This is a genomic window from uncultured Paraglaciecola sp. (assembly GCF_963977085.1).
Classification (GTDB): domain Bacteria; phylum Pseudomonadota; class Gammaproteobacteria; order Enterobacterales; family Alteromonadaceae; genus Paraglaciecola.
This window is the reverse complement of sequence record NZ_CAXBNC010000006.1, coordinates 135,248-161,230: the sequence shown is the minus strand read 5'-3', so window position 1 is coordinate 161,230 and position 25,983 is coordinate 135,248. Positions and strand designations below refer to the sequence as shown.

General features: G+C 37.5%; 22 protein-coding genes. 17 read left to right on the top strand and 5 right to left on the bottom strand.

Annotated features, from left to right (window positions below; translation table 11 throughout):
* The first annotated feature begins 45 nt into the window (after positions 1–45).
* The 5 genes from AAC000_RS09455 to AAC000_RS09435 all read left to right on the top strand — a co-directional run bounded on the left by AAC000_RS09455 (position 46) and on the right by AAC000_RS09435 (position 7,572).
* Positions 46–1,068 carry a sulfotransferase gene (locus tag AAC000_RS09455; RefSeq protein WP_339722122.1) on the top strand — a complete coding sequence of 341 codons (1,023 nt, stop codon included), beginning with the start codon at positions 46–48 and terminating at the stop codon, positions 1,066–1,068.
* Between the two features lie 207 nt (positions 1,069–1,275).
* Entirely contained in the window at positions 1,276–2,754 is a 1,479-nt protein-coding gene (locus AAC000_RS09450; RefSeq protein ID WP_339722120.1) for an oligosaccharide flippase family protein, read from the top strand.
* A 20-nt stretch (positions 2,755–2,774) separates the two neighbouring features.
* Entirely contained in the window at positions 2,775–4,100 is a 1,326-nt protein-coding gene (locus AAC000_RS09445; RefSeq protein WP_339722118.1) for an O-antigen ligase family protein, read from the top strand.
* 6 nt (positions 4,101–4,106) lie between these two features.
* Positions 4,107–5,309 (top strand): hypothetical protein, encoded by a 1,203-nt coding sequence (locus tag AAC000_RS09440; protein ID WP_339722117.1) that lies wholly within the window; start codon positions 4,107–4,109, stop codon positions 5,307–5,309.
* Between the two features lie 544 nt (positions 5,310–5,853).
* Positions 5,854–7,572: a hypothetical protein gene (locus AAC000_RS09435; protein ID WP_339722116.1), complete on the top strand. Its 1,719-nt coding sequence runs from the start codon at positions 5,854–5,856 to the stop codon at positions 7,570–7,572.
* Positions 7,573–7,733: 161 nt separating this feature from the next.
* On the opposite strand, the gene AAC000_RS09430 is transcribed toward AAC000_RS09435, so the two are convergent.
* Positions 7,734–9,287 carry a hypothetical protein gene (locus AAC000_RS09430; RefSeq protein ID WP_339722114.1) on the bottom strand — a complete coding sequence of 518 codons (1,554 nt, stop codon included), beginning with the start codon at positions 9,285–9,287 and terminating at the stop codon, positions 7,734–7,736.
* Positions 9,288–9,441: 154 nt separating this feature from the next.
* On the opposite strand from AAC000_RS09430, the gene AAC000_RS09425 reads away from it, so the two are divergent.
* The 12 genes from AAC000_RS09425 (at position 9,442) to AAC000_RS09370 (ending at position 22,172) form a co-directional block, all read left to right on the top strand.
* On the top strand, positions 9,442–10,455 hold the full coding sequence (locus AAC000_RS09425; protein ID WP_339722112.1) for a glycosyltransferase: 1,014 nt from the start codon (positions 9,442–9,444) through the stop codon (positions 10,453–10,455).
* A gap of 175 nt (positions 10,456–10,630) precedes the next feature.
* Positions 10,631–10,927 carry a hypothetical protein gene (locus AAC000_RS09420; RefSeq protein ID WP_339722110.1) on the top strand — a complete coding sequence of 99 codons (297 nt, stop codon included), beginning with the start codon at positions 10,631–10,633 and terminating at the stop codon, positions 10,925–10,927.
* The gene (locus AAC000_RS09415; RefSeq protein WP_339722109.1) at positions 10,927–11,628 is read left to right on the top strand and encodes an SDR family oxidoreductase; all 702 of its coding nucleotides are present in this window, start codon (positions 10,927–10,929) and stop codon (positions 11,626–11,628) included. Before AAC000_RS09420 ends, AAC000_RS09415 begins: the two co-directional genes overlap by 1 nt.
* Positions 11,625–12,971, top strand: coding sequence for a long-chain fatty acid--CoA ligase (locus tag AAC000_RS09410; protein WP_339722107.1), 1,347 nt, complete (start codon positions 11,625–11,627; stop codon positions 12,969–12,971). The genes AAC000_RS09415 and AAC000_RS09410 overlap by 4 nt, the downstream gene beginning before the upstream one ends.
* Before the next feature lie 37 nt (positions 12,972–13,008).
* Complete coding sequence (locus AAC000_RS09405; protein WP_339722105.1) at positions 13,009–13,677, top strand: DapH/DapD/GlmU-related protein; 669 nt, start codon at positions 13,009–13,011, stop codon at positions 13,675–13,677.
* Entirely contained in the window at positions 13,661–14,689 is a 1,029-nt protein-coding gene (locus tag AAC000_RS09400) for an acyltransferase family protein (protein ID WP_339722103.1), read from the top strand. The genes AAC000_RS09405 and AAC000_RS09400 overlap by 17 nt, the downstream gene beginning before the upstream one ends.
* 319 nt (positions 14,690–15,008) lie before the next feature.
* On the top strand, positions 15,009–16,892 hold the full coding sequence (locus AAC000_RS09395) for an acyltransferase family protein (RefSeq protein WP_339722101.1): 1,884 nt from the start codon (positions 15,009–15,011) through the stop codon (positions 16,890–16,892).
* Between the two features lie 250 nt (positions 16,893–17,142).
* A complete protein-coding gene (locus AAC000_RS09390) occupies positions 17,143–18,429 on the top strand; it encodes a UDP-N-acetylglucosamine 1-carboxyvinyltransferase (protein WP_339722099.1) in 1,287 nt (428 codons plus the stop codon).
* A complete protein-coding gene (gene murB, locus AAC000_RS09385; RefSeq protein ID WP_339722097.1) occupies positions 18,429–19,445 on the top strand; it encodes a UDP-N-acetylmuramate dehydrogenase in 1,017 nt (338 codons plus the stop codon). Before AAC000_RS09390 ends, murB begins: the two co-directional genes overlap by 1 nt.
* A 198-nt stretch (positions 19,446–19,643) precedes the next feature.
* On the top strand, positions 19,644–19,913 hold the full coding sequence (locus tag AAC000_RS09380; RefSeq protein ID WP_339722095.1) for a hypothetical protein: 270 nt from the start codon (positions 19,644–19,646) through the stop codon (positions 19,911–19,913).
* Positions 19,914–19,959: 46 nt separating this feature from the next.
* Positions 19,960–21,258, top strand: a complete 1,299-nt coding sequence (locus tag AAC000_RS09375) for a polysaccharide biosynthesis C-terminal domain-containing protein (protein WP_339722093.1) — start codon at positions 19,960–19,962, stop codon at positions 21,256–21,258.
* On the top strand, positions 21,255–22,172 hold the full coding sequence (locus AAC000_RS09370) for a glycosyltransferase (protein ID WP_339722091.1): 918 nt from the start codon (positions 21,255–21,257) through the stop codon (positions 22,170–22,172). The genes AAC000_RS09375 and AAC000_RS09370 overlap by 4 nt, the downstream gene beginning before the upstream one ends.
* A 110-nt stretch (positions 22,173–22,282) precedes the next feature.
* Here the strand turns inward: AAC000_RS09370 and AAC000_RS09365 are convergent, their stop codons facing one another.
* From AAC000_RS09365 to AAC000_RS09350, 4 genes are read right to left on the bottom strand one after another with little or no spacing between them, the layout of a single operon-like run.
* Complete coding sequence (locus AAC000_RS09365; RefSeq protein WP_339722089.1) at positions 22,283–23,119, bottom strand: hypothetical protein; 837 nt, start codon at positions 23,117–23,119, stop codon at positions 22,283–22,285.
* A 22-nt stretch (positions 23,120–23,141) separates the two neighbouring features.
* The gene (locus tag AAC000_RS09360; protein ID WP_339722087.1) at positions 23,142–24,044 is read right to left on the bottom strand and encodes a glycosyltransferase; all 903 of its coding nucleotides are present in this window, start codon (positions 24,042–24,044) and stop codon (positions 23,142–23,144) included.
* Positions 24,037–25,104, bottom strand: coding sequence for a glycosyltransferase (locus tag AAC000_RS09355; protein WP_339722085.1), 1,068 nt, complete (start codon positions 25,102–25,104; stop codon positions 24,037–24,039). Before AAC000_RS09355 ends, AAC000_RS09360 begins: the two co-directional genes overlap by 8 nt.
* Before the next feature lie 9 nt (positions 25,105–25,113).
* Entirely contained in the window at positions 25,114–25,962 is an 849-nt protein-coding gene (locus tag AAC000_RS09350; protein WP_339722084.1) for a glycosyltransferase, read from the bottom strand.
* Positions 25,963–25,983 lie beyond the last annotated feature (21 nt).

The following is a 25,983-nucleotide window of genomic DNA, read 5'->3' as shown; positions in this document are numbered from 1 at the left end:
GTAAATCTGTAATTGAAAAGAAAATATTTAAGAGGCATTAATTAAGTGAAATCTAGATTAAAACATAGTGTTATCAATATTTTCAGCCGTTTTTTAAAACAGCTCAGCATTGAAAAGCAAATTGTAGCATTGGCTAAAAACGTAAATAATGTTGAAAAATCAATTACAAATAAGTCTAATCCCTATTTTACCTCTGACTTACAACCTAGCATTAGCGACAGAGACGACATCATATTTATTACTAGTCGATTTCGAAGCGGCTCAACCTTATTGTGGAATTTATTTCGACAAACGCAGCAATGTACTACTTTCTATGAACCATTTAATGAGCGCAAGTGGTTTGCTCCAAAAACTCGTGGCGACAATGTTGATTCAACTCATAGGGGGGTAGACGACTATTGGACTGAGTTTAACGGTATGGAAGATTTAGAAAGTTTATACAATGAAGATTGGATCCGAGAGAACTTGTTAATGGATGAGTCTTCAGTTAACTCAAATATGAAAGAATATATTGAACAACTAATTAAAAGGGCGCCTAAGCGTCCTGTATTACAATTCAATCGAGTAGATTTTCGTCTTCCTTGGCTAAAACATAACTTTCCAAAGGCTAAAATCCTACATTTGTACCGAAACCCTCGTAATCAATGGCTTTCATTTTTAACTGATCAAAAACGTATGTCTAAAGAGAACGTAGAGACAACTTACAAGGATGCGTTTTACTTGGATTTGTGGTGTGATGACCTATACAAACATTTCGCTATATTAGATAGGGACATTACTACACACCCCTACCAACGCTTTTACTACATTTGGAAACTGTCGTATTTATATGGTCAACATTATTCTGATATGAGTATGAGTTTTGAAGAGTTAACAACAGATACCTCTAGTTCAGTTACTAAAATGATGAAGTTAATCAAACTTGAAAATGTTCCTATCAACGAACTATGTTCAGTTATCTCTGCACCAGATCCAGAGCGCTGGAAAGGATATGCAGATGAACAATGGTTTAAGGAACATGAAGACCTCTGTGAGAAAAATCTAAATTTAATGTTAGCAAAAACATAAAACTAAAAGATTGAGTTTTCTTTTCACAACAGAAAATATTTTTAGTGCTCAAGCACAGAGTCTAAACACTTAAACTATCGAATTAAACTTCATTTGGATCTATAAAAAAGGAATTGGTGTTTTTATAAATGTTATCAGCTCAAATAATTTTAACTTACGTTAAAAGCATACGTTTAGACATAAAGCTGAATAGAATTAATCACTATTTTGAAAACCAATATTTTCAAAAATTTATTACAAGAAAACTATATGTCTAAAGTTCGCAATGCACTTAAATTTTCTATGGTGGGAACCTATTTAGGTAAAATAATTAACCTCTTATCCGTTATCGTTATTGCTCGAATAATGACACCTGATGAACTAGGGCTTTATGCTATAGCTGCTGCTCTAGTGATGATTGTTGATGTGCTTAAATCATTTGGCGTAAGTAGCTATTTAATAAGGCAAAAAGTATTAGCAAGTGATGAAATTCGCTCTGCTCTCGGTTTAAATATAGTAATTACAAGTGTGCTTGGTATCGGAATAATAGCAGTAGCACAACCATTAGAAACCTACTATGGCTATAACGATATCGCTATTTTACTTTTGTTATTATCAGTTTCATTTTTTGTATCGCCTTTTTTTAGCAATGGAATGGCATTATTAGCGAGGCAATTTAAATTCAAGGAAAGGCTACAAATTGGAATTACAGCTCAAATTTTTGAATTTTCTATCACAGTTCTTTTTATAATGTTGGATTTTAGTTACTTTTCAATGGCAATAGCAGTTGCCTTAAAATCACTTCTTCAAGTATTACTAGTTAAAATATATCAACCGACTGACATGCAATGGTACCCGCGATTCATAGGAATGAAACATATTGCCAAATTCGGCTTTTTTATAACACTAGCGAATCTATTTGAACGCTTAAGTATTGTTAGTAATGATTTAATCATTGGAAAATTTGGTACTCCGGGTATGGTGGCGTATTTTTCGAGAGGATTAGGATTTATAGACTTTTTAACAGCAACAGTTTCGGAAGGAATCAGTCCAGTAACCTTGCCTTACTTAGCTGAACAAAAGAGACTTGGCCATGATTTAGAACCAGCTTATTATCAAGCTACCAATCTTCTTGGCGCAGTATTATTGCCCGTTTTACTCGTTGCTGGAGTTGCTAGCTACCCAGTTATAATGTTGTTTTTCGGTGATCAGTGGGTACAAAGCGCTGAATTAGTAAGTATTTTGTGTTTGTGGGGTGTTTTTAAAAACATTCATGCGCTAAGCCCAAGTTTACTTGTAATAACTGGCCACGAAAGGCACCTTTTCATTAGGAATATGATAATGTTTTCATTAACAGCATTTAGTGTTTATTTTGCGTTTCAATATGGATTATTAACAATAGCCATGGCGGTCACTGGCGTAGCATTTGTGAACTTTATCTACACTACCTTATTGCTAAAATTCGTTCTAAATTTTTCATTACTAAATTTTTCAAAATCGCAATTAACAAACGTTTTACTTTGTACCACCTGTTTTGGAGCCTCGTATTTAACATCTCTTTTAATAAACTTTGAAGAGGTTTCAATATTCATTTCGCTCGCAATTCTGATTCCATTTGTTAGTTTAACTTGGTTACTCACACTTTATTTCACTAAACATTTATTACTAAATGAAATTAAAAAAATAGTTGGCCTTGCCAATGAATAACAGACTAGAAATAGAAATCAATGCTTAATTTACTACTTTTTTGCGGGACACTTGTTAGTTTTACTTGGATAAGCTTTTTTAGGTTGCCTGTCTTTGCTTTTGTCTTATATCAAGCCATATATTTTTACTATCCCCAACAACGCTGGTGGGGATATATGGTCCCGAACATTGGGTATTCTTTCATTAGCGTTGTGATAATGGCCGCTGTCTTCTTGTTAAATATGAAAAAGCTAAATCAGCAAAAAATATTTAGCGCTCCGCCATTTAAATACTTTTACTTACTTGTAGCGCTTTATGCCATTACCTATTTCTATTCTGTTAGACCCGAACTACATATGATGTTTGCTACAAATTATATAAAACTGGCTGTTATAATGACTTTGGCTTACAAGTTGTGTAGTTCCCAAAAAAGTCTAGATATTATTTTGTATGGTTATATATTTGGCGCATGGTATTTGAGTTTTATAGCTTTTCAAGTTGGTAGGCAATTCGGCGATAGACTGCAAGGAGTATATACAGTCGATGCTCCTGATGTTAATTTTGTCGGTGCTGCGTTGGTTCCTAGTTTAGTATTATGCCTATACTACTTTTGGATTAAAAATAGTTATATTCAGCGATTTGTCTTTGTTATTGCAGGTGCGTTTATCGCTAATGCAATGGTTTTGATTAATTCACGTGGTGCTTACCTTGGAGTAGCGATTTCTATCGCTTATTTTATGTACCACATGTTTTTTTCATCATTTCAGCGCAAATATCAGAAAGCAACAACGATATTTTTGCTAATAGCGGGATTACTTTCTCTTACAGTGGTAATGGATCGTTCAAGTATCGAACGAATCCTTTCTATCAACGAAAGCACCCAAGTAGAAACTAACAAAGAAACGGCTGCCACCAGAACGGTATTTTGGAAAGCTGCCTGGGACATGGCAAAAGACTACCCGCTCGGAACGGGTTATGAAGGTTTTAGCTTTTACTCAAATATTTATATCCCGTCTAATGTAAACACTGGAAGAAGTCGTAATAGAGCCGTTCATTCCACTTGGTTTGAAACATTATCTGAGGTTGGGTACCTTGGACTAATTTTATTTATTTTATTGCTGTATAGCTGTTTCAAAACTACAAAGCTAACGAAAATATATTTGAAGGAACAAAATATGGTTGATGAATATTTTAAAATGGTAGCGTTGGAAGGTGCACTAATAGCTTTCATTGTAACTATGACATTTATTAATAGAATGAGAGCTGAAGTATTGTACTGGTGCATAATATTCATATGCGTCGCGTATAATGTTTACGTAGTGAACAAAACTAAACAAGACGAAACGAAAACTCTCAAGGTTAGGTGAAAATTAATGAAATTAACAATTCGTAGATATCTACCAATAGGAGCAACAATGTTATTGACTCTGGTCATGGTTAGACTAGTTTTTGCGCAAGAACCAAACAACAATTATACTATTTCAGAACTAGGCTCATTTAGATTAAAGGGACAAAATATTGGTGATTCAAACATTGCATATGCGCAAGGAACAATTGCTCTAAACTCAGATGCAACATCACTGTTTTTGGTCGGCCAAGTCAATAAACAAGCTATAACAGAAATCAGCATTCCAGATCTTGTAAAAAGTAATCAGATGGATGATTTAAATTTCGCCACATATATTCAACCATTTAGAGAGTTTTTATCGCGAGTCCCTTCAGGAAATAAAGATAAATTGAACCGAATCTTAGGAATGAGAGTTATCGATGGTCAGTTATTTGTCAATGCTGTTGAGTACTATGATGCAGATGCTAAAAATCGCGATACTACCTTTATAGTGAGAGATGCGAATGACTTAAAAAATTCCCCAATAGCTGGTTTTTTTCAGTTAAAAGGTAGAGCACATGCAGCGGGCTGGATAAGCAAAATCCCTCAAAATTGGCGAGAGAAACTAAATTCAAGTTATTTAGTAGGTTCGTCGAGTTCAGTTCCAATTAACAGTCGATTGAGCATGGGGCCATCGGCATTCACTTTTTATCCATTTGGTGTGTTAGAACCTGAAATAAAGGGAGGACTAATAATTACAGAGGCATTGTTAGACTTTAGTATTAGTAATCCTTTGCATAAGGACCTTAATAATAAATCTAGGCAAAATAAGCTGTGGACAGAAATATCTGGAGCAGTTTTTGGTTTTATTATTCCTGACACTAACCTTTACTTAACTATAGGATTTTCTGGTGGTCATGAACATGGCGTAGGATATAAACATAAATACCCGAACGGGAAAGTTTGCCCTGGTTCTTGTGCTATTAATCCAAGTGATCACTCAAACTATTTTTGGCTCTGGGATATGAATGACCTATATGATGTTTACAATGGAAAAATACCAAAACATGCTCCTAGACCAATAAGAGTTGGAGTTTTTGATAAAAACTATCCCAAAAGAGAGATACTAGGAGCAGATTACGACGCCAAAAAGTCAATTTTGTATGTTGTATATAAAGACGTTGATAAAAAAGACCCTTATGTCGCTGCGCCGATCATTACAGGTTACAAAATTAGTGCGATCGATTAATTTGCGATGACTTAATTACCAGCTAAGACCAATATAACGCTTGATAACTGGCTTCATTAAAGACATAAACCTGAGGTCTTTTAATCACTTGAATGAAGACAATTAATACAAAATCAAATATAGCACTTTGACAGTCGAATTTTTTTGAGACCTCGAATGCGATGTAGAATACAGCTAATTGTTCAGAACAGCATCAGTAAAAAACAAGCACTTAATAAACCTACGTATTCTACAAGTATAATTATACTTGTCATGATCTATCAGTTCACAGTAAGTGCTATTGAGCTAACAGCAGTAGTCCGACAATTGATAGGTCGGGTTACGCCACAGCAGCGGGTCTTGCTTTAGAATTTGGGTTGATGACATTTGGTTTTTCTTAGACCTATGGAATATAGAGATTATGCAACAGAATGTCTGTCAGAATAAGAACAAAGCCTATTATTAGTCGCTTAGACGTTTGACAGACATATTGTAAAGTTCATATAGTTATTTTGTGGAAAGATGTTTATTCTATGTCCAATAGAAATTGGACATAAGGGCGCTAATGCCTAGATTTATACATATTGACGCTTCAATAAAATCGCTCGGTGGGCACAGATGGGATCTTGCGTTTAATATAGCTAAAGCAGCGGCCGATCAAGGATGGGATACGACAGTAGTCACCAATAGCGAGTTTAGTAGCTCCTTAAAAAACATGGCTAATTTTCCAGAAATAACGGTTCTACCAACTCTTCATTGCCCAGAGAGCTGGAGATTCTCAAATAACGATATGGGAGGAATTCGCTGGGAAGTTACGCCAAGTGGATACCCTTCATTTACCCTAAATCCGTCTAAATTTATTGGCATTCTGTCTGGTTTCATAAAAGAGCCTAAGATAATGACAACTAGGAATGCAGTTAAATCAACGAAACAAACTTTTCTTGATTTTTTAGAAGTACAGCGTCTTGAAGAGGGTGATATTCTATTTTTTGGCACTGCGTGTGAACTCGATTTACTTTGTTATACCGAAGCCTTAAAAGAGTATAGCGGCGCAGTTCGATGGAATACAGCACTCTATTTTCATTTTGGTGTATTCCCCTCTTTCAAAAGCTCTAAACTCGTTCCTCCGTCAATAAGGCAAGATGTAATTTCAAGTATGCTTAAACGTTCCTTTAAAAGCATTGACTCATCAAGAGTAAAATTACTGACCACTACACCTCAACTTGCAGAACAGTTGACAATACTATCGGGGTATAGCTGCGAACATCTGCAATATCCAGTTAATCAGAGTTTTTTTGAAACCAATAATGCAGAAGTCTTGAAAAAACCTAATAAAAATATAGATAAATTTCACATAGCGTTAGCTGGAGGATTTAGAGATGAACAGGGAAGTGGCTCCGCGGCAGATACTCTGTCCTCAGTTTTTTCTAAACCATCATTAAATGAGATAATTAACATATCAATGATGGTTGATGATAACTTCGCAAAGAAAAAGATTGTGACGTCCGCTGGTATTTTTCCAGCAACGGATGTTGATGCTTTGACTTTGAAACACTTTCCGCTCTCACGAGATGAATATTTTTCTTGGTTGCACGATGCTGATGCATGTCTATTTCTCTATCAAGCGCAGGATTACGCAAATCGTGTTAGTGGTGTATTTTTGGAATCAATGGCGTTGGGCAAGCCTGTGATTGTGCCTTCCTCAAGTTGGATGGGGGCGTATCTTGACTTGCTATCTAAAAAGTATTTCGTGGATATAATTGAACAGGCTAAACTTTTACCTTTGAAAAAAAATGCAAAAGAAGCAATTTCTGAATGGAAATTGGAGTTTGATATACCAATTACAGGGCAATTAATCTTCATATTCGAGCATGACGTTGAATTTAAAAATGAAACGCCGAACTTAAGCATAAGGCCTCAAGAATCCTCGACAGAATCTCATTATTCTTTACGGCGGATTTCCGAGAAGCAATTAATTTGTATTACAAAACCTTTATGTGTTGAATCTAAAGTTTTAATAACTTTGTCCAACGGCACTAACGAATCGCTTCCTTTAACAGGAATGTTGAAATTTGACTGGGTACAATCCAAAGACCGCATACCGATTGGTTCTTCAGGGCTAGTTTTGAATGATAAAGAGGACCTCACTCTTATGTTAGAAGAACTTATTTATTTTAAATCTCACTACCAACGAAGCGCACAAATAGCAGCAAGTAACATTGCTGAACATCATCACCCTCGAGTATTTTTCTCAAGTCTAGTGGATACTTGCATTTATGAATAAGACTGAGAATTGATACCCAACGCCACCAACAGAAGTTTTTCAAAACTAGGGCTTGTTAAAATATATAGTTATTGTTTTTAATTTTTAACGTAAGATACCAACAATCTATTTGTGGATAATAGTTAGCTACTTACTACAATAATCAGCAGAGTTGAATCAGACTAGTTAAGCCACTTCTCGCACTCAGACCGCTTGATGCGACTTCGTTCAATTTTAAACGTTTTGATTTTGTCTTTTGTTAGTGCCCCCAAATAAGCACTGTCTTCATCAGAATAATGTAAAGTTGGTAACTCAAGTGCAGTAACTGGCCCATCGTTTACATAATAATCATCAAATACCGCCAAATACAACTGATAAGTCATTCCCACAAAGCCTAAAGTTATTACAATATATTTAGTCTTTAGACTAATTGAACTACCATATTTGAACCAACAAAATAAAATACTAGCCAACAAGGGAGGCCAAAACGTCACAACATAGCGATGTGTAATGGTTGGATACATCAATTGAAAAGTTGCGCCAGCACTAAAACCAAGTAACGCTAGTAATAAAATACGATTTTCTACTTGTATAAAACCTTTAATAAAAACGAAAAATAGAAAAATAAATGTGATCAGCGGTAATGCCCAAAGTAGAGCTAAGGACGCAGCTGGTAATTCGACTCTCCCATATCCCGTAGAAAATAACCGAATCAAACTCCAATGGTTTTGCCAATCGCCGCTAAGATACACGTAAGTATTTACCAGTATTCGATAAAACTTATAAAACTCTGCTTGGGGCAGCACGTTGCACATGCGCTCCGAGAAACCTTCAAAAAACATAAATCCATAATTACGGCCCATAAAACTTAGAGCGTCACCATATTTAGCATAATTCAGCCACAAAATACTTAAGCCAAACAAACCAAGTATCAGAATAGCTTTCCAATATTGAACTAAGGCTAAACCAAGTAGCTTATGTATTTTGATTATCTTTGAAAGACAAACCTGTGAACGATAAGTCTGCACTAAAATAAGTAAGCCTGTAACCAAATAAAGTGCTAAAGCACTGGGCATTCTGGCATGAATACATAGGCCAGCTAAAATGGCAAAAGGTACCAGATTAACTTTCCGATATGCCCCAATGAAAAAGTCATGTTTAACCAAAAGTGCCAAAAACAAATTAACCATACAAAGGCTGGCGGCATACGGTTCATGATAAATGGTTGCATTTTGGGAAATAATAAAGCTGCCCGATCCAATCCAAATAACAGAGCTAATTAAGATCAATAATGACAAACTTGGTGTTTGTTGCGCACCTGCAGTTGGTGCCAATTGCATTGCCACATGCTTAGAAATCAAACTATATTGCAAAACAGAATTGCCAATAATGGTGAAAAATAAAACAGAAAAATAAGCCACGGGCACTTGAGTAAGATCTGCAAATGGAAAAATGAAAAGCCGAGTAACGGTAGGTAGAAGACCGTAATACATATAGGCTTTACCATCTATGAAGTTACCCTCTTTTCCGATAGCGTATGCAGGCACATCTAAACGCCCATCAATTAAACTCAAGAAATAATGGTTATAAGCTTTCCACAAAAAACTGGGTTGAAACAAATCAAACGACCCATTAGTTGCTAAAAATACTATTAACAAAGAGGCAGATAACGAAACAATAAAAGTCGCTAAAAGAGGAGAGTGACTGATTTTTATTTTATGCATTTCCATTGTCATTAATAAAACCCTTTTGTATCCATTTATACGGTAACAGCCTGACTAAAGATGCATTAAGTCGGTTTACCTCGTAAATTATTGGTAATTTCTTGTAGTGACAAGCACCTATACGCTATCGTCACATTTTTGTTGCTGAAGTTCGAGAAACCCAAAGATGCTTTATGAGTTAAAAGAAAATTCACTCAACGCCTTGTCTTATCTTACTAAACGAATAAGACACAGTTCAAACACACAACCTTTAAGTATTGAGTTTGTTTGTGGTTTTCATGGAAAATCAGGCGGCCCTATTGCCATAGCTTCCATTGCCAATGGTCTAGCCAAGGTATTTAATGTGAATTTTGTATTAACTGCAACAAGCTTTTATGCGCGCTTATTATCTTCTGAGATAAAGTTTACGCGAAATATAGATTTTTCAAAAGACGTATATATAGTTGATTTAAGTGCAGATGAAAATGTAGTCCGTCAGATAAAAGCGCACAACAAACTCATCATTTTAACCATCCATGGATTACGTAATGCCCTGCATAAACTCAACAATGAGCATATTGATAACATGCTGAGCCTAGCCGACAAAGTACACTTTGTTGGTCAGGTACAGCAAGATTCTTATCAATTAACTGCGGATTCTTTTTTTATCATTCCTAATTCTGCTCAAGCTGTGAATAAGAGTAAGACAACCAGCAATATAGGCGTAGTTGGAAATTTAGACGAACCACGTAAAAATGCAGCAACGTCTGTAGAAATAGGGCTGCGTTCCGATTGCGAAAAAATCCATTTGTGGTCTACCTCAAAACAATTCTCAGGTGACCCTAGAGTCATTCACCACAGTTGGGAAAATGATAAAGAGAAAATTTTTGATAGCTTTGATGTATTGGTATTTTTAAGTCAACAAGAAACCTTCGGTTTGGTTATTGCTGAGGCACTGAGTGCGGGGATACCTTGTGTGCTATCAAATATAGATGCATTTATTCCCTTCCAACCTTGTCCTGGGGTAGTATTAATTGAAGAATCAGAACAAGCAAATGCACACTCACTTATCAATCAATTAATGCTAGAAAAAGAAAATTTAAGACCTCAAATTCAAACGTTTTTTAACCAGCATTTTTCGCAATCAATAGTCAATCAACAATGGCATGAAAAAGTGATTGAACTAAGCGAAGCTAAATAGCACTTCCGGTCCCAAGTATTTAACCAAACATAAGATAAATGCCTTGTACCAATAGCTCATATAAAGAAAGTTTACTTTTCATACAAAAACTGGGTAGACCTGTTATAAAAATGAACTTATGATGAAGTTCTGATATGCATAAAATTTCACTTGAATATTGCAAAGGATGCAACAGATGGACTTACCAACAGTTAAACGCACCGTAATCGAAGCGCTTAAGCTTACCAATCAAAGCAGAAGCGATGACACGCAAATCCCTTTGACAGATTCAACAGTTTTATTTGGTCAAAATGGGAATTTAGACTCAATGGCCTTGGTAGCCTTGTTAATGGATATCGAAGATGCGCTGCAAGAGCAATCCATCGAAGTGTCATTAAGCGACGAAAAAGCCATGTCAATGTCGCGCTCCCCCTTTAAAGACATTCCCAGCATGACCCAATATATTCATGACGTTATTGCAGCTCAAGTCTAATGCAAGCTCGCAATATCATGATTACAGGCGCAAGCCGAGGCATAGGTAAAGCGCTAGTTGAGCATTTCCTGGCAATGGGAGACACGGTAATTGGGGTTTCCCGCTCCGAATCAGATATTACTTCAGATAATTACCATCACTACTTAGCCAATGTAGCTCTTGATGCAGACGCCAAACGTGTTTTTGCCAATGTCAAAAAGCAACTAGGTGCTTTGGATGTGTTAATCAATAATGCCGGCATCGCCAGAATGAATGCCTTTGCCCTCACCCCTGTAGATAACGTTCAAGAAATTATGAACACTAACTTTATGGGCACTTTTATCTTTTGCCAAAAAGCGATTAACTTACTTAGAAAATCCCCTAACGCCCGTATTATCAACTTAAGCACAGTAGCGGTACCCTTAAATTTAGCCGGCGAAGCTGCTTATGCTGCATCAAAATCGGCAGTAGAAACGCTTACTCGCATTATGGCGAAAGAACTAGGTAGCTTTGGCATTACCTGTAACGCCATTGGCCCCTCGCCTATTGCCACGCAACTTATCAGCGGAGTAGGCGAAGAAAAGATCAATAAACTCATCCAGCAACAAGCCATTAAAAAAATGGCTAAACTCGAAGATGTCACCAATCTTGTGGATTTTTATCTGAACCCCAACAGCCATATGGTGACTGGTCAAGTTATCTACCTTGGGGGCATTTCATGAGCATTGATTTTCTAAAGACCAAGATGCGCGAAGCAGGCGCGGCAGACGCAGTGGCAATTGGCGAACAATGCATTAGTTATCAGGTATTGAGTGAGCGATTGGATTATTGGCAAGCCTATTTACAAAACTCAGCAATACCGGCAGGCGCGGTGGTGTCTATTAAAGGCGATTATTCTGCTGATGCTATTGCCTTGTTTCTGGCTTTGGCTGACTACAAGGCCATTATCATTCCCCTATCAAACGATTCAGCTACACAGTTTGAAGAATTCAGCGAAATAGGCCAAGTCGAATACGAATTTGTTGCTGTAGACAATGCGTACCAACTAAAAGCCACTCAAACGAAAGCTGACCATGTTATTTACCAACAAATTCGCCAGAGAGGTACCCCGGGATTGGTGCTTTTTTCTTCCGGTTCAACAGGAAAAAGCAAAGCCATAGTCCATGATTTAGAGGCGTTATTAGCCAAATTCACAGTACCACGTAACACCATGCGCACAGTGTTGTTTTTACAGTTTGACCATATCGGTGGCATCAATACCTTGTTGTATACCTTGGCCAACCAGGGCATGGCTATTATTCCTGAAAACCGCCGGCCCATTACTGTTTGCAAAGCAATAGAAACACATAAAGGTGAAGTTCTACCTACTTCTCCTACCTTTCTCAACCTATTATTGTTATCTGGTGCGGCACATGAATCTGACTTAAGTACCTTAAAGTTAGTAACTTACGGCACCGAACCGATGCCTGCCAGTACACTCGAGGCGATGAACAAACACTTCCCTCATATTCGTATGTTACAAACTTATGGCCTGTCTGAAGTCGGCATATTGCGTTCAAAGTCACGTGATTCAGATTCACTGTGGGTTAAGGTGGGTGGTGAGGACTACCAGACAAAAATAGTCGACGGCAAACTTTGTATTAAAAGCAAATCGGCTATGTTGGGTTATCTGAATGCGCCCTCGCCTTTTGACGAAGACGGTTATATGAATACCGGCGACCAAGTTGAGCAAGACGGCGAATGGATAAGAATACTCGGCCGTGAAAGCGAAATAATCAACGTAGGTGGCGAAAAGGTGTACCCAGCCGAAGTGGAAAGCGTAATTTTACAACTCGACGGCGTTGAAGATGTCGCAGTGTACAGTTTAAAACATCCCATTACAGGCATGACTGTTGCCGCCGAGATCAAAATAACTACAGGTGAGTCTTTACGAGAATTTAAGGTTAGACTACGTAATCATTGCGCGAAATTGATACCAGCCTTTAAAGTGCCAAGCAAAATTACTTTAATCGACCAATACACCCACAACGCCAGATTTAAACGAATGCGAAAACGCTCGGCCTAATTAAGACAATGCGTAGTCTCAAGCGAAGGAATATGCCATGCGACATCTAATAAAACTGATCATTAATCGGCTATCACAACTCATAGCTCTGCCGTTTGTACTTACTTGCTGGCTAGAATCATTGGTGAATAAAAAAGTAGAAGTCATATTTGTTTTTTGGACCAATATTTTTGCATTACTGCCAGGTTTACCTGGCGTGTTTTTACGCCGTGGCTTTTATTCGCTAACCCTACAACAATGTTCTCTAGACAGCCATATTGGCTTTGGTTCTTTATTTAGTCATCGAAATTCAGTGATTGAAGATAACGTCTACATTGGTAACTATTGCACTATTGGCTCGGCGCATATTGGTGAAAACAGTTTAATTGGTAGCCGTTCAAGTTTGTTAAGTGGAAGTGGTCAACATATTCATAACGACGAAACCGGCACTTGGGGTGCGTTTTCCACCGACAACATCAAACAAATTCAGATTGGCAAAAATGTTTGGCTAGGCGAAGCGGCAATTGTTATGGCCGACATTGGCGAAGGCTGCCAAATTGCCGCAGGCACTGTGATTTCAAGCGACACTAAAAGTTATGTGATGTTAGCAGGCAATCCTGCACGTTTTGTAAAAAGTTTACCCTTACCAGCGATGTTACAAACACAACTTCAGGATGCCCCGTTGCCAGAAACTGTAAGTGAGCTACCCAATGAAAAACAGAGTTGATTTTATTGACTGGCTAAAAGCCGTTGGTATGTTCCTGATTGTATTTGGGCATTACTTTGGTGAACCTTTCGACCAATTCACGCAACCCATCTACCCCAAACAACTCGGCGTGGCATTTTTTGTATTTGTAATGGGCTGGGGACTAGCCAGTGAAACTCGGCCGCAATGGCAAGTGGTGTATAACCGACTGTTCCCAATGTACTTTTGGGGAGTAGCAATAGCGCTATTTATAAGCGTTGTTTTTATGCTAACCAAAGGCCACCCTGCTATCACCAATTACCTGCCGTTTATTGGTGGTATCAATGTATTAGGTAACTTTTTTCCATCTAACCCAACCACTTGGTATATAGGCACCTACCTGCACATTTTAGTGCTGTGGGCCTTAGTTATGCGAAAAGTAAAAGTAACACTGCCATTAATACTCTTAGTTTTACTTTGTGAAATAGCGATCCGCAGTATTTTCATTGAGTTTGAACGATTGTTCACAGGCTACATGCTTATTTCTAATTGGATAACAGTGTTCTTGCTCGGAATGTATATGCACCAACAAAAAAACAACCACCATACTAACATAGCACTTTTGGTGATGCTGTTATGGGCGTTATTTTTATTTACCTGGGCTAGCTTACTTAATCCATTTGATATAACGAGAAGCTTCCCTATTAGGCTTCCTGTAAACCACTCAACACTAATCAGCAGCATACTCATATCTGTAGCAATTTCGTTCGTTTATCTAAGTAATACTCTATTAGCAGTTAAATTATTCAGTAGTATTCCAGCCAACAAAGTCGTGCGATTTTTCTCTCGCAATACTATTTTTATCTTTATTGGTCATATGCCGCTTTATGATGTTGCAGAACCTATCGCAAGAATATTTGTAGAAAGTGGCTGGGGTAAGCGAGCAATTATTGTGTTTATTATGTATGTGGGATTGGCAGTGGTATCGGAGTTACTACATAAAGCTGTAAATATTGATAAACTGAAGAAGCACTTGTGGTTACGACTGAATTAGTTAGAACCGAATTCATTAAAGTATGTTCCAACAAAATTCACTTTATTTAAATCACTCATAACATGTAATTCTTTCAATAGTAGCTTCAAAACAATATCAACATAGCCTACTCCCTGTTAGCCATCAAAGTTTTTATTTATAAGAATATAAACATAAAGCTACCTTGGAAGCTAGTTGAATGACTAGGATATTTTTGGAAATTAATTATAGAGATAACGTTTGGAGGTATTCAAAAAGACAATTAACATAGAGTGGTTTAGGTTGGTTAAAAAAATATTGCCATTTTAAGCGAGTGAATTAAAAAACAGGGAACTGCAATATGGGCAATAGTAACTTAAGACTAGATATTCAGGGTTTACGTGCCTTAGCAGTTTTGAGTGTGGTGATTTTTCATATTTCACCTGAACACCTTACTGGTGGTTACTTAGGCGTTGATATATTTTTTGTTATATCTGGCTTTTTAATTATTGGTCAACTCTGGCGTGCATTGAATAATAACAAATTTAGTTTTTCTGAATTTTATTATCGCCGTTTTAAACGATTACTCCCTGCGTTATTGGTTGTGTTATGTATTTCTAGTGTTGCGGCTTACTTTTTACTATTACCCAGCGAATATAAAAATTACGCTTATAGCGTTTTTTCGTCGCTATTCTACTTTTCTAATTTTTATTTTTATTCCCAATCGGGTTATTTTGATGCTGAAATGCAATCAGCGCCGCTACTGCATACATGGTCTTTGTCTGTTGAAGAGCAGTTTTATTTTATATTCCCTATATTGTTATTTTTAATTTACAAATTTACGCCGACTAGAATCCGTACGCTGTTCATTTTGTCAGCCATTGCTCTAGTATCGTTTGTGGTCAGTGAATGGTTACTTACCCACGACCCATCACTCAGTTTTTACATCTCCCCTACCCGTTTCTGGCAATTTATCGCCGGTGGATTGTTAGCTATATCCGGATTTGAAGCCCAGTCTAAAACCAATAAACTATTATGTTCAATTTTAGGGTTAGTCATATTGGCTTATACCATTTGGGTGTTTACCGAAGCTACGCTTTTTCCGGGCATCAACGCTTTACCTGTTACACTGGCCACCGTCATATTATTATATGCCAGACCAAATTTGGGGTTGATTGGGTATATCACCAGTAACCCGTTAGGTCATTTTTTCGGTAATATTTCATACTCATTATATTTATGGCATTGGCCAATAATTATTTTTTATAAAGCCTATGTGTTTAGAGAATTAGATAGATTTGATAAATTGGCATTATTCGTGATCTCTATTTTACTTGGCTATTTAACCTATAGATTTGTCGAACTACCTTTTAAAAATTGGCGAACGCCACCTGTCACAACTAAGGCGTTTATTTTACCGACTATTTCTACAGTTATTTTAACAATGGTAGTAATAATGCTAATTGATTTTCAATCTCTTAGGTTTTCTCCTACACAACTAAAAGCCGACGCGTATCAACCTAAAGGACATATACTGCAAAGGATGGGAACCTGTTTTATAACGTCGAGAAAAAATAACTTTTCATACTATGATAAAAACACCTGTATTGATGCTCAACCAAATAAGAAGAACTATTTGTTAATCGGCGATAGTCACTCTGCACATTGGTACCCCGCTATCAATTCTTCTCTAACGGTAAATGAAACTCTATCGCAAGCAAATGCAAGTGGATGCAAACCTTTACTACCATTAAAAGGTGAAAATCGTTGTACTGATTTGATGGCATGGGTTTTTAATACGCTTATCGAAAAGCAGCAATACGATAAAGTTTACATAGCGGGCAGATGGAGAATAGAAGATGCAAAAAAAATAAATGCAACGATAACTCACTTGCAACAATATGTAAGCCAAGTAGTGGTACTAGGGCCAGTGATTGAATATGAGCATAGATTACCTCAATTACTTGCTAAGTTTGGCGATACAGCACCAAATGCCATTATGAAGTACGCTAAGTTTGAACAACAGCGTTTAGTTGACGATAGCCTTCACTTTCAGGTAACGGCTGCAAATGGAGAATATAAATCTGTACTCAAGGCCATGTGTAGCTCACCTACTTTATGTCAACATACTGTTGATGACGGTATACCAATCCAATCTGATTACGGACATTTGACCAACCAAGGCGCTCAGTTTTTATTGAATAAAATAGAAAATGCTAGTCAAAAAACTGAACAAAATGATTAACCCCACAACACCTAATTTCAAAGAAATCAGCAATGAAATTTAAAACCCTAATTAGTAATTTACGTGAATAAAGAAAAATCCATCACACCTTGGTAAGTAAGCGATTAAACCAAAAGACACTAAAACCAATTAGTAGTTGTTTTATATGGTAATTAATAAATGTTAGCTATAGAATTTGAGTCTTAAATAACCAATAACTCATTTTTGCCAAAGCAGTGAAATTGACGCCATATAGTAAAAAGGAAATTGAATGTCGGATGCAGCAATTGACAATATAAAGGAATTAATAGTATCGCCCGCTAAGTTGCAAGGTAGCGTCAAAGTAAGTGGTGCTAAAAACTCCGTATTACGTTTAATGGCAGCTTCAATTTTGACCAGCCAATCTTTGACGTTAAAAAATTATCCAGCCACATTACTTGATGCTCAGGTCCATAAAGGAATGTTGGAAGTATTAGGTAAAAAGTGTGAAGTCAAAAACGGCACAGAATTAACGGTTAGCGAGTCTGATAACATCTTAAATACTTTAGCTTGGAATGGCCGTTCGATCAGGAATACCCTACTTATATTAGGTGCACTTGTCACCAGAACTGGCTATGGGGCAGTCCCACTTCCAGGTGGGTGCTCTATTGGTGGCGGGGATGGTGACCGCGCCTACGATCTACATGTCATGTTATTACGAGAACTGGGCGCAACAGTTTGGGATGAAAAAGGGTATTTATGCGCAGAAGCGCCAAAAGGTGGGTTAGTTGGTGCTGATATACATTTGCCACTACGTTCAACAGGTGCAACTGAAAATGCGATTATTGCAGGAACCCTTGCCAAGGGTACAACACGTATTTGGAACCCGCACGTTCGACCCGAAATCCTAGATTTAATTGATATGCTCAATTCAATGGGCGCGAAAATTACCGTGTTCGGCCAAGAGCATATTGAGATTGTCGGTCAAGAAGGCTTGAGTGGTACAGTACACTCGGTCATTCCAGATAATGTAGAAGCTTTAACATGGTTGGTAGGAGCTTCTGTAACAGATGGCGAAGTAGAAATACTTGATTTCCCATATCGACACCTCGATGTACCTCTAATTTATTTGCAAGAATCGGGGGCTAAATTTTACAGACATAATGATTCAATGATCGTAAAAGGATCACAATGTTACCCGTTAGAATTAAGTACTGGACCTTACCCAGGTATTAATTCAGATATGCAGCCAATACTTGCAGTTTATGCAAGCAAAGCAAAAGGCCAATCTAAATTTGTAGACCTACGATTTCCTGGGCGTTATGGATATGCCAGTGAATTAAATAAGATGGGACTTAATTCCCACACTGATGGCAATATGTTGATTGTAAATGGTGGAGCAGAGTTAACGGGGTCTACAGTGACTGCATTAGATCTAAGAGCCGGTATTGCACTTGCTTTAGCAGGATTATTTGCCAAAGGTGATACACATATACAAGATGCATGGCAAATTACTCGCGGCTACGATCGATTTGTTGAAAAAATGACGGCCTTAGGCGCAAAGATAGTTACAAAATAATGGATTTGGACGCTGTAGATTATTTGCCAAGCCAGATAATTGCCGAACTTTATAACATATGCCCTGATGGCGTTGCAGAAAACGTTGCGCTTTGTGTATTAAGTCGATGGAAAGTAGGGGGGGTCGCTAAATGTATAGTGTCTCCACGCTCTGCCACTCAAATTGCCTCTATCATTAAATTAATGACAAGTCGTAACTTGCCTTATATCGTACTTGGGTCAACTAGCAACTTACTATTTGACGATGAAGGGTTAGATGTCCTAGCCATTCAAATAGGTCAAAAATTTTCAAGCGTGCAAGTTGATAATACAATAGTGACGTGTCAAAGCGGTACATGGGTGCCGGGGTTTGCTAAAACACTGATGCATCATTCCTTGACTGGAGTCGAACATATAGCAGGAATTCCTGGCACTATCGGCGGCTTAATTTGCATGAATGGCGGTAGCCAACGAAAAGGCATAGGCGAACATATTAATTATGTCGATACGATTACCTCAACTGGTGACACCAAACGTTATAGTAAAGAAGAATGTAAATTTTCCTATCGAACGTCTACCTTTCAAGATTCTGATGACATTATAGTTGGCGCTCAATTCACTTTAGCGCAAGGTAAACGAACTGCTATTCGCCAAGAAATGTTAGGCATACTTAGCAGTAGACGTAAAAAATTCCCACAAAAACATCCTAATTGCGGTTCAGTTTTTGTTAGTAACCCTGCCATGTATGAAGACTACGGTCCCCCTGGCGCAGTCATTGAACAATGTAACTTAAAGGGAGTAAGTCGCGGCGGCGCTTGTATTTCTCCTTTGCATGCTAATTTCATCGTAAATAATCACAATGCCAGCGCCGCAGATATTTTGTATTTGATTTATTTAGCCAGAGAAACGGTTCGTCAAAAAACCGGCTATGAAATGCCAGCCGAAGCGCGATATATTTCTGCAAATGGTGCCATCATCCCTGCGCACATTAAAGCAGAACAGCTGTGGGATAGTGAAGTACAATTAGGAAAGGTTTAAAGAATGAGATGGTTAATCTTAAAGCAAGCACTTCGATTTTATAAAGGCTATTCAATTGAAAAGCTGTGCACCTTAGCTAAAAACAATTGCAGCTAAAGGAGCCTTTTTCAGTATATCGCTAAAATTCTTGATACGCGGATCAGGCGAAAGTTTAGTTGCTATTTGTCCTCTAAAGCCAATGTCGGTGAAAGACTAAAATTGAAGCATCCTGTTGGTATAGTTATTGGCGATGGATGCACAATTGGCAATGACGTTACGCTCTATCAAAATGTGACTCTTGGTGCTGCTAGAATGGGAGAGGGGATAAAAGGGCTATATCCACAAATAGGGGATGGTGCAGTAATTATTGGCGATATACGAATAGGCAAAAATGTCCAAGTTGGAGCAAATTCAGTTGTACTTCAAGATATTCCAGATAACTGCTCTGCCGTTGGTATGCCTGCAAAAATAATTAAGTGTAAGTACTAAAAAATCGCACATATCAGCTAGTAGTAGACTAAAGGGTAAAAATTAAGTGACAACAAATAGATCCATTGTTAGGGATATCATTGCAGTTTTTAATACTAAGATAGTGGTGTTGGCACTAACACTTATCAGTTCGGTCATCATTGCTAGAACGTTGGGCGCCGATGGTCGTGGACTTATCGCCTTAGCTTTGATTTATCCGCAGTTGATGCTGTCAATTATGGAAGGCGGAATGCGCCAATCAGCTACCTATTATTTGGGTAAAAAGCTGGCCAGTGACAACATTATTTTAGGCATTCTTTTTGTTTATATATTTATTGCAGGTATAGCTGGCGCAATTTTAGTTTATTTATTAATGAAATATAGTGCTGGTGTCGAATTTGATATTAGTATTTTGCTGGTGTCTTCTATCATATTACCCGCTTCTTTGGCCGTCAGCACACTAAGGGGGTATTTCCTCGGTAAACAGCAAATCAAACATTTTAATTCTGTTGTTTGGTTGCAAAAGCTACTTTACGTTGCAATTGTAATAATTCTGTACTTAACCGATGAACTCAGTGTTTTCTCTCTCATTGTCACCAATGCGGCAATTGCCCTTTTTAATGCTACCCAAGCATTTTACTTTATTAGTATTAAGCTGCCGGCTAGGCCTAAGTATGATCACCAAACATTTATTAGTATGTTTAAGCTTGGTGTTATATATGCGTCTGGTTTTTTTCTGATCAAGGCAAATTACCAAGTAGATATTTTACTGTTAGGCTGGCTCTCAAGCACAGCGGAATTGGGTGTATACGCATTAAGTGTTCAATTGGGTGAATTACTTTGGCAACTGCCCGCAGCCGTTATGCTTGTATTAATGTCAAAATCTGCAAATTCACAAGCAGGCGGTAAGCACATTATTGAGTCGGTGTGTAAATCGGTAAGATTAACATTTTTGATCACCATTTTTTCATGCTTTGGCTTGCTGATAGTCTGTTACCTACTGATTGTACCTATTTATGGTGATGAGTTTGCGGGGGCCTTTCGGATGATTACTTTTCTGGCACCCGGTCTCATTCTAGCCCCAATATTTAAAACTATTAATGCCTATTATGCGGGCAATGGGCGGCCACATACCTCTATTGTTATAATGGGATGCGCGGTTATAGTTAATATAGTGTTAAATGTACTGTCTATTCCAATCTATGGTGGTGTAGGTGCAGCATTATCCTCGTCAATTAGCTACGCGTTAGCGGCCCTTATTTTCACTCTGTACTTCGCCAACAAAGAACAGGTAAAGTATCGCGAGATTTTATTTGTTAAACGAAGTGATTTTGCCCCTTTAATTAAGAAGTTGAGAAACCGATGAAGCACCGAATTGTTTGTATTTCGATATGGTATAACCGAGAAGATTTAGTGGATGTTTCAATTGGCTCAGTTGTTAATCAACTTACTGACGATGATTTGCTCATTCTTGTTGACGATAACTCGGCTGATAGCACGTTTGAAAAATTGAAAAAGTGGGAAGCTGTCAATGTAATCGTGAAAACCCAGCAGAATAAAGGTTTTGTACATTCGATGTCCGATGAACTAAAACACTTAAACTGTGAGTTTGTTGCAGTTCACGGGGCGGGAGATATTTCATTGCCAAAACGTTTACATAAACAAGCTATTTTACTCAAAAAGCAACCTGATGTGGTGGCTGTTGGTTGTAAAATCAGGCGTCAGGATTTTTCTAATAGCGAAGTAAAAACCACTGAGCATGGCCGGCCAGGTATTCATGATTACCGACTAAAGATATGTAACCACAATCCGTTTACTCACGGTGAAGTTATGTTTAAGTATGATAAATACTTAATAGCAGGCGGCTATCGAACTTATTTCACTTTCGCGCAAGATAGAGACCTGTGGTGCAGAATGTCGACCCTAGGAAAATTTTGCGTACTAGATGATGTGCTCTATGAAAGAAAAGTGGGGATAAAAAATTCAGTTTCTGGCACATCAAAGAATGCCCTAATGCAACGTTATTTATCCGGTTTTGCAGTTTTTTGTCACCAGTTCAAACTCAATAATGGTTACGACCCACTAGAAAAATATGGTCATCACGCTTCTTTGATGTACCGCGGTTCTTCTGATTTAAATAACGATATGGTTGACAAGTACGGGGAGTTTAAAAAAGCCAACAACATGGATATGGCCAACATCTATAAGATTGCCATCGAAAATGAGACTTTTAGTATTTTGGACCGTGTTAGAAAATTTATAAAGATGAAATTAGCCTAATGTTTTAATAAATACATGGATGCTAATTAAAAGCGGCTTATAACTAGCACGTATCAAAGTTTATAACCTTTTTATTAAACTAAGCATGAATCATCAAGTTGGATGTGGGTTCAATCAAAAAACTTAGACCATTTAGTATCTTTAAACTCTTGTTTGAGTTGTGAATAATTACTTATGATATCATTCACTTCCCGCACCTCTTTCTTGACATCATTCACTGGGAGTTGTAGCGGAGGAATGCCGATATGCCTTTGCACTTGCTCAAAATATTTTGGTATGTCAGCAGCAAATGTCTCGTAACTGATTTCTAATAATTCCCGACCTTTAAATCGTTCTCGTAGCAACTGCGCATAGTATTCACGTTTTTCAAAAAAGGCTTTACATTGCGCTGTGCTAAGTGAGATTTGTAGAGTGGTTCTTTTGGCCGTGTCTTTGATGCCCCAAACCCCAGTTTTCTTGGCAATTTGTATCGAGCACAGGGTTTTTAAACTATTTTGACGATTCAGCACAATCAAAGCAACGTCTGGATTTTCTTCTATCCAATTATAAATTACCTTAAAATCATGTTTTTCCAACTGTTCAGGGAACACTTTAAATCCAACTGCTTTTATTTCAGGTGTTTGGCTTGTAAAGATAACCTCTTCTAGAAAACGTACAGGAGAAGTGTTTCTAAGTTTAAGTAACTTTATGGAATGATTGTCATAGTCTTTGTAATTAAAGGTAATATGACTTGAGGTAAATATTTCTGCAAAGGCTTTAATATCAGGACTAGATTTTAAACCAGATGTCAAAACTGATGATCCACAGCGTTGATGTCCGAAAATAATAAATCGCTTATAATTTTTATTTTCACAACTGCTTGGCAATAATTTCAGTATTTCAGAAGGCGAAGGACAAGGCGTTATCTGACATTTCACAAAGCGTTTTAGTTCTTCAACTTTACTCATAGTTTTCCCTTTAAATATCTATTCATAAGCGCTCTACCTGCTTAACCAGTCCTAAAATCAAACGCAGTCTAAACACAAGTGTATACAATTTTAGGTAATAAAAAAAACCAAACAACTTGAGTTGCGTCAAAACACTTAATTTTAAAGAATGTTTTAATTTTTGCATTTGCTTTAGGTTTTGAATTGGCGGTAATGCCGCCTTAATTAACCCTAACAATGAAAATAACGGGTTTGGCTCAACATATTTATGATTATGATAAAAGCCCCCAAACAAGCGCTTGAGTTTGGTTTTGATCTGCTTGACTGAATTACGAGCAGGATGCGCCACAATTGCTTGCTTGCAATAGACTAAAGTAAGACCTTGTTGTTGCATGCGCAAACACCAGTCTTTGTCGCCGCTTGACATAAGTAGTGCATTAAAAACACCCGTTTTAGTCAATGCAGAGCGTTTTACAATTAAATTTGCCGTAACGGAAAACCCATCTTTTTCAATGTAACTTTGCTGGTCAAAGCCAGTGACCATGTCATAGTATTCACACAAATTAGGTCGCTCATTCTCGGCAAACAGCATTACTTTTCCACCTATTGCGCCAACTCCATCGCCACTATCTCGCAGGGTGGATAAAGCGCATTCTAACCAGTTTTCTTGAGGTATACAGTCTGAGTCAGTGAAGGCGATAAAAGGTGTATTAATATTGTCTAGTGCATTATTTCTTGCGGCGTAAGAACCAGCTTTAGCTTCAAATAAGTATTCTGCAAATCTAAAACGTTCAACGATGCTTTTTAAATCTTGAATAGAATTATTGTCGATAACTTTGACAATAAATTTGTCACTTGGCAAAGTTTGCTGTGACAAAGCTTTCAGGCACTTTTCTAAACGAACTGCGTCATTATAAGCTGGGATCACTACCGTAAACTCAATCATGTAACACCACTACATTTCTATCAATAGCCTGCAAAAAATTTAGCGTTTCTTTCGCAACATCTCGCCAAGTACGATATTCATCTTGACTATCTACACTACTTGTTAGGCTATCAATAACCATTTGCGGCGCGTTACCATCAAGCAGTTTACCCATAGTGTAAGGTATATCTTTATCAGTCAGATTGGAAATAACCAACAGACCGTTTGCTAGATACTCATAAACTTTTAATGGACTATTATAGAAACTCAAATCGATTTCTGAATACTTTTGAGTCTCGTAATATGCAAAACCTGCTTTTGCTTGGATTAGTGCATAAGCGATCTCTGAACGATGAGGGTTTCTCAAAAACGAGATATGCTTACCACTAAAGTGTTCTGCTAGTTTTCCCCCTTCACTGTTGTCAACAATAACAATACCAATATTGGCTTGCTCGCACAGTAATGATATTTCCTTTACACGTTCGAGACCTTGAATATATTCATAATTTGCTACCCAAATAATATTATTTGGGTAGGTGGAATAAAACTTTTGTAGACTATCTGCCGCCATTGTTTCGGGCTTTTCGACTTTTTCAAAGCGTTCTCCACCATTAGGTATGACCACCACATTTTGAAATTGATATTCCTGTGCGAGGTGTTGTTTTAGCGCGTCACTTACAACTACAACACCACTGGTAATAGACAACAACCGTCGAAAGTGTTGCTTATATTTAGTAATAGTCGCCTCTTCCACACCTTCAAAACGCAATTCTTCAAAAGGAGCATTGAATTCAAGCACTAATTTTTTACCAAACAATTTAAATAGATAGGCCACTGAGTTGACTGAATAAGGATGCTTAAGGCTTACACGCATATAAGCAATACGACAGGTAAATAAGGCCTTCAATAAATTTAAGGGATTTCGCATTGAATGACTAAAACCATCATTTTGAGAATGAGCAACATAAACTTCATGGCCGAGTTGATGAAACTCTTTTGTCAAATTATAACCGTGAACGGCCGGCCCAGATGAAATAGGAAAAAATTTGTTATACAGAAAAATAATACTTCGGCTTTGCATCTTATTTTCTCACTGCTTATTAGATCTATCTAATTTTGCCAATACAAATCCCAAAACGTAGGCGGGAAGTAAACAACAAAGAGCGACAATATCCCATTTATTCCATTGCTTCGTTTTGTTATTCGGCGAAGGCATTCCGCCTTGCAATGCTCTTGAATAGCCACCGTAATACATGCGTTTACAAATCCATTTGAAGTTTATTCTCTCTGGTAGCACCTGATGGTAAACCTTAGACTTACCAAAATAGAACACACGATATCCTGCTTTTATTGCCGCTGCGCATAATGAAGTTTCTTCGCCACCAAGCAACTTGCCGTTTTTTCTTCCCATATTTTCATCAAAATAGGCTAACTTTTCTAACTTATGAATATTCAAGCCAAAATTAGCCCCTATTATTTTTTTAACCTCAAGGTCATTATCCCCCAAATCCAGCATTGAATATTGCTCTAGTACTAATGGAGATTTTTGCAAAAAACCAGGCGAACGATGCCATTTAGCTATAATTTTTCCACCACCTACTGCCGCATCATGTTTGTACATTCCCTCTGATAATTCATAAGCCCATTTAGGCTCAGCGATCGCGTCCGTATCGATATATAGCAATATTGCTGTTTCACACATTCTAATCGCTTCGTTGCGGGCGAATGATAAACTTTTAGCGGGTATTGTTTGATACACTAACCGGATATTAGGAGTACTGTTCTGTTGGCAAAAATCAGCAATCACTTGATCGTTTTTTTGGTCCAGCATCAATACGGTTGCTATGACTTTTTCTTGCTTAACTAAAGAATTCAGTGTTTCAAGAAGAAGCCAATTAGGCTCAGCATATCGCGTTAAAGTAATCGTTATTTTTTGCATAAATACTTTGCCATTTTGTGT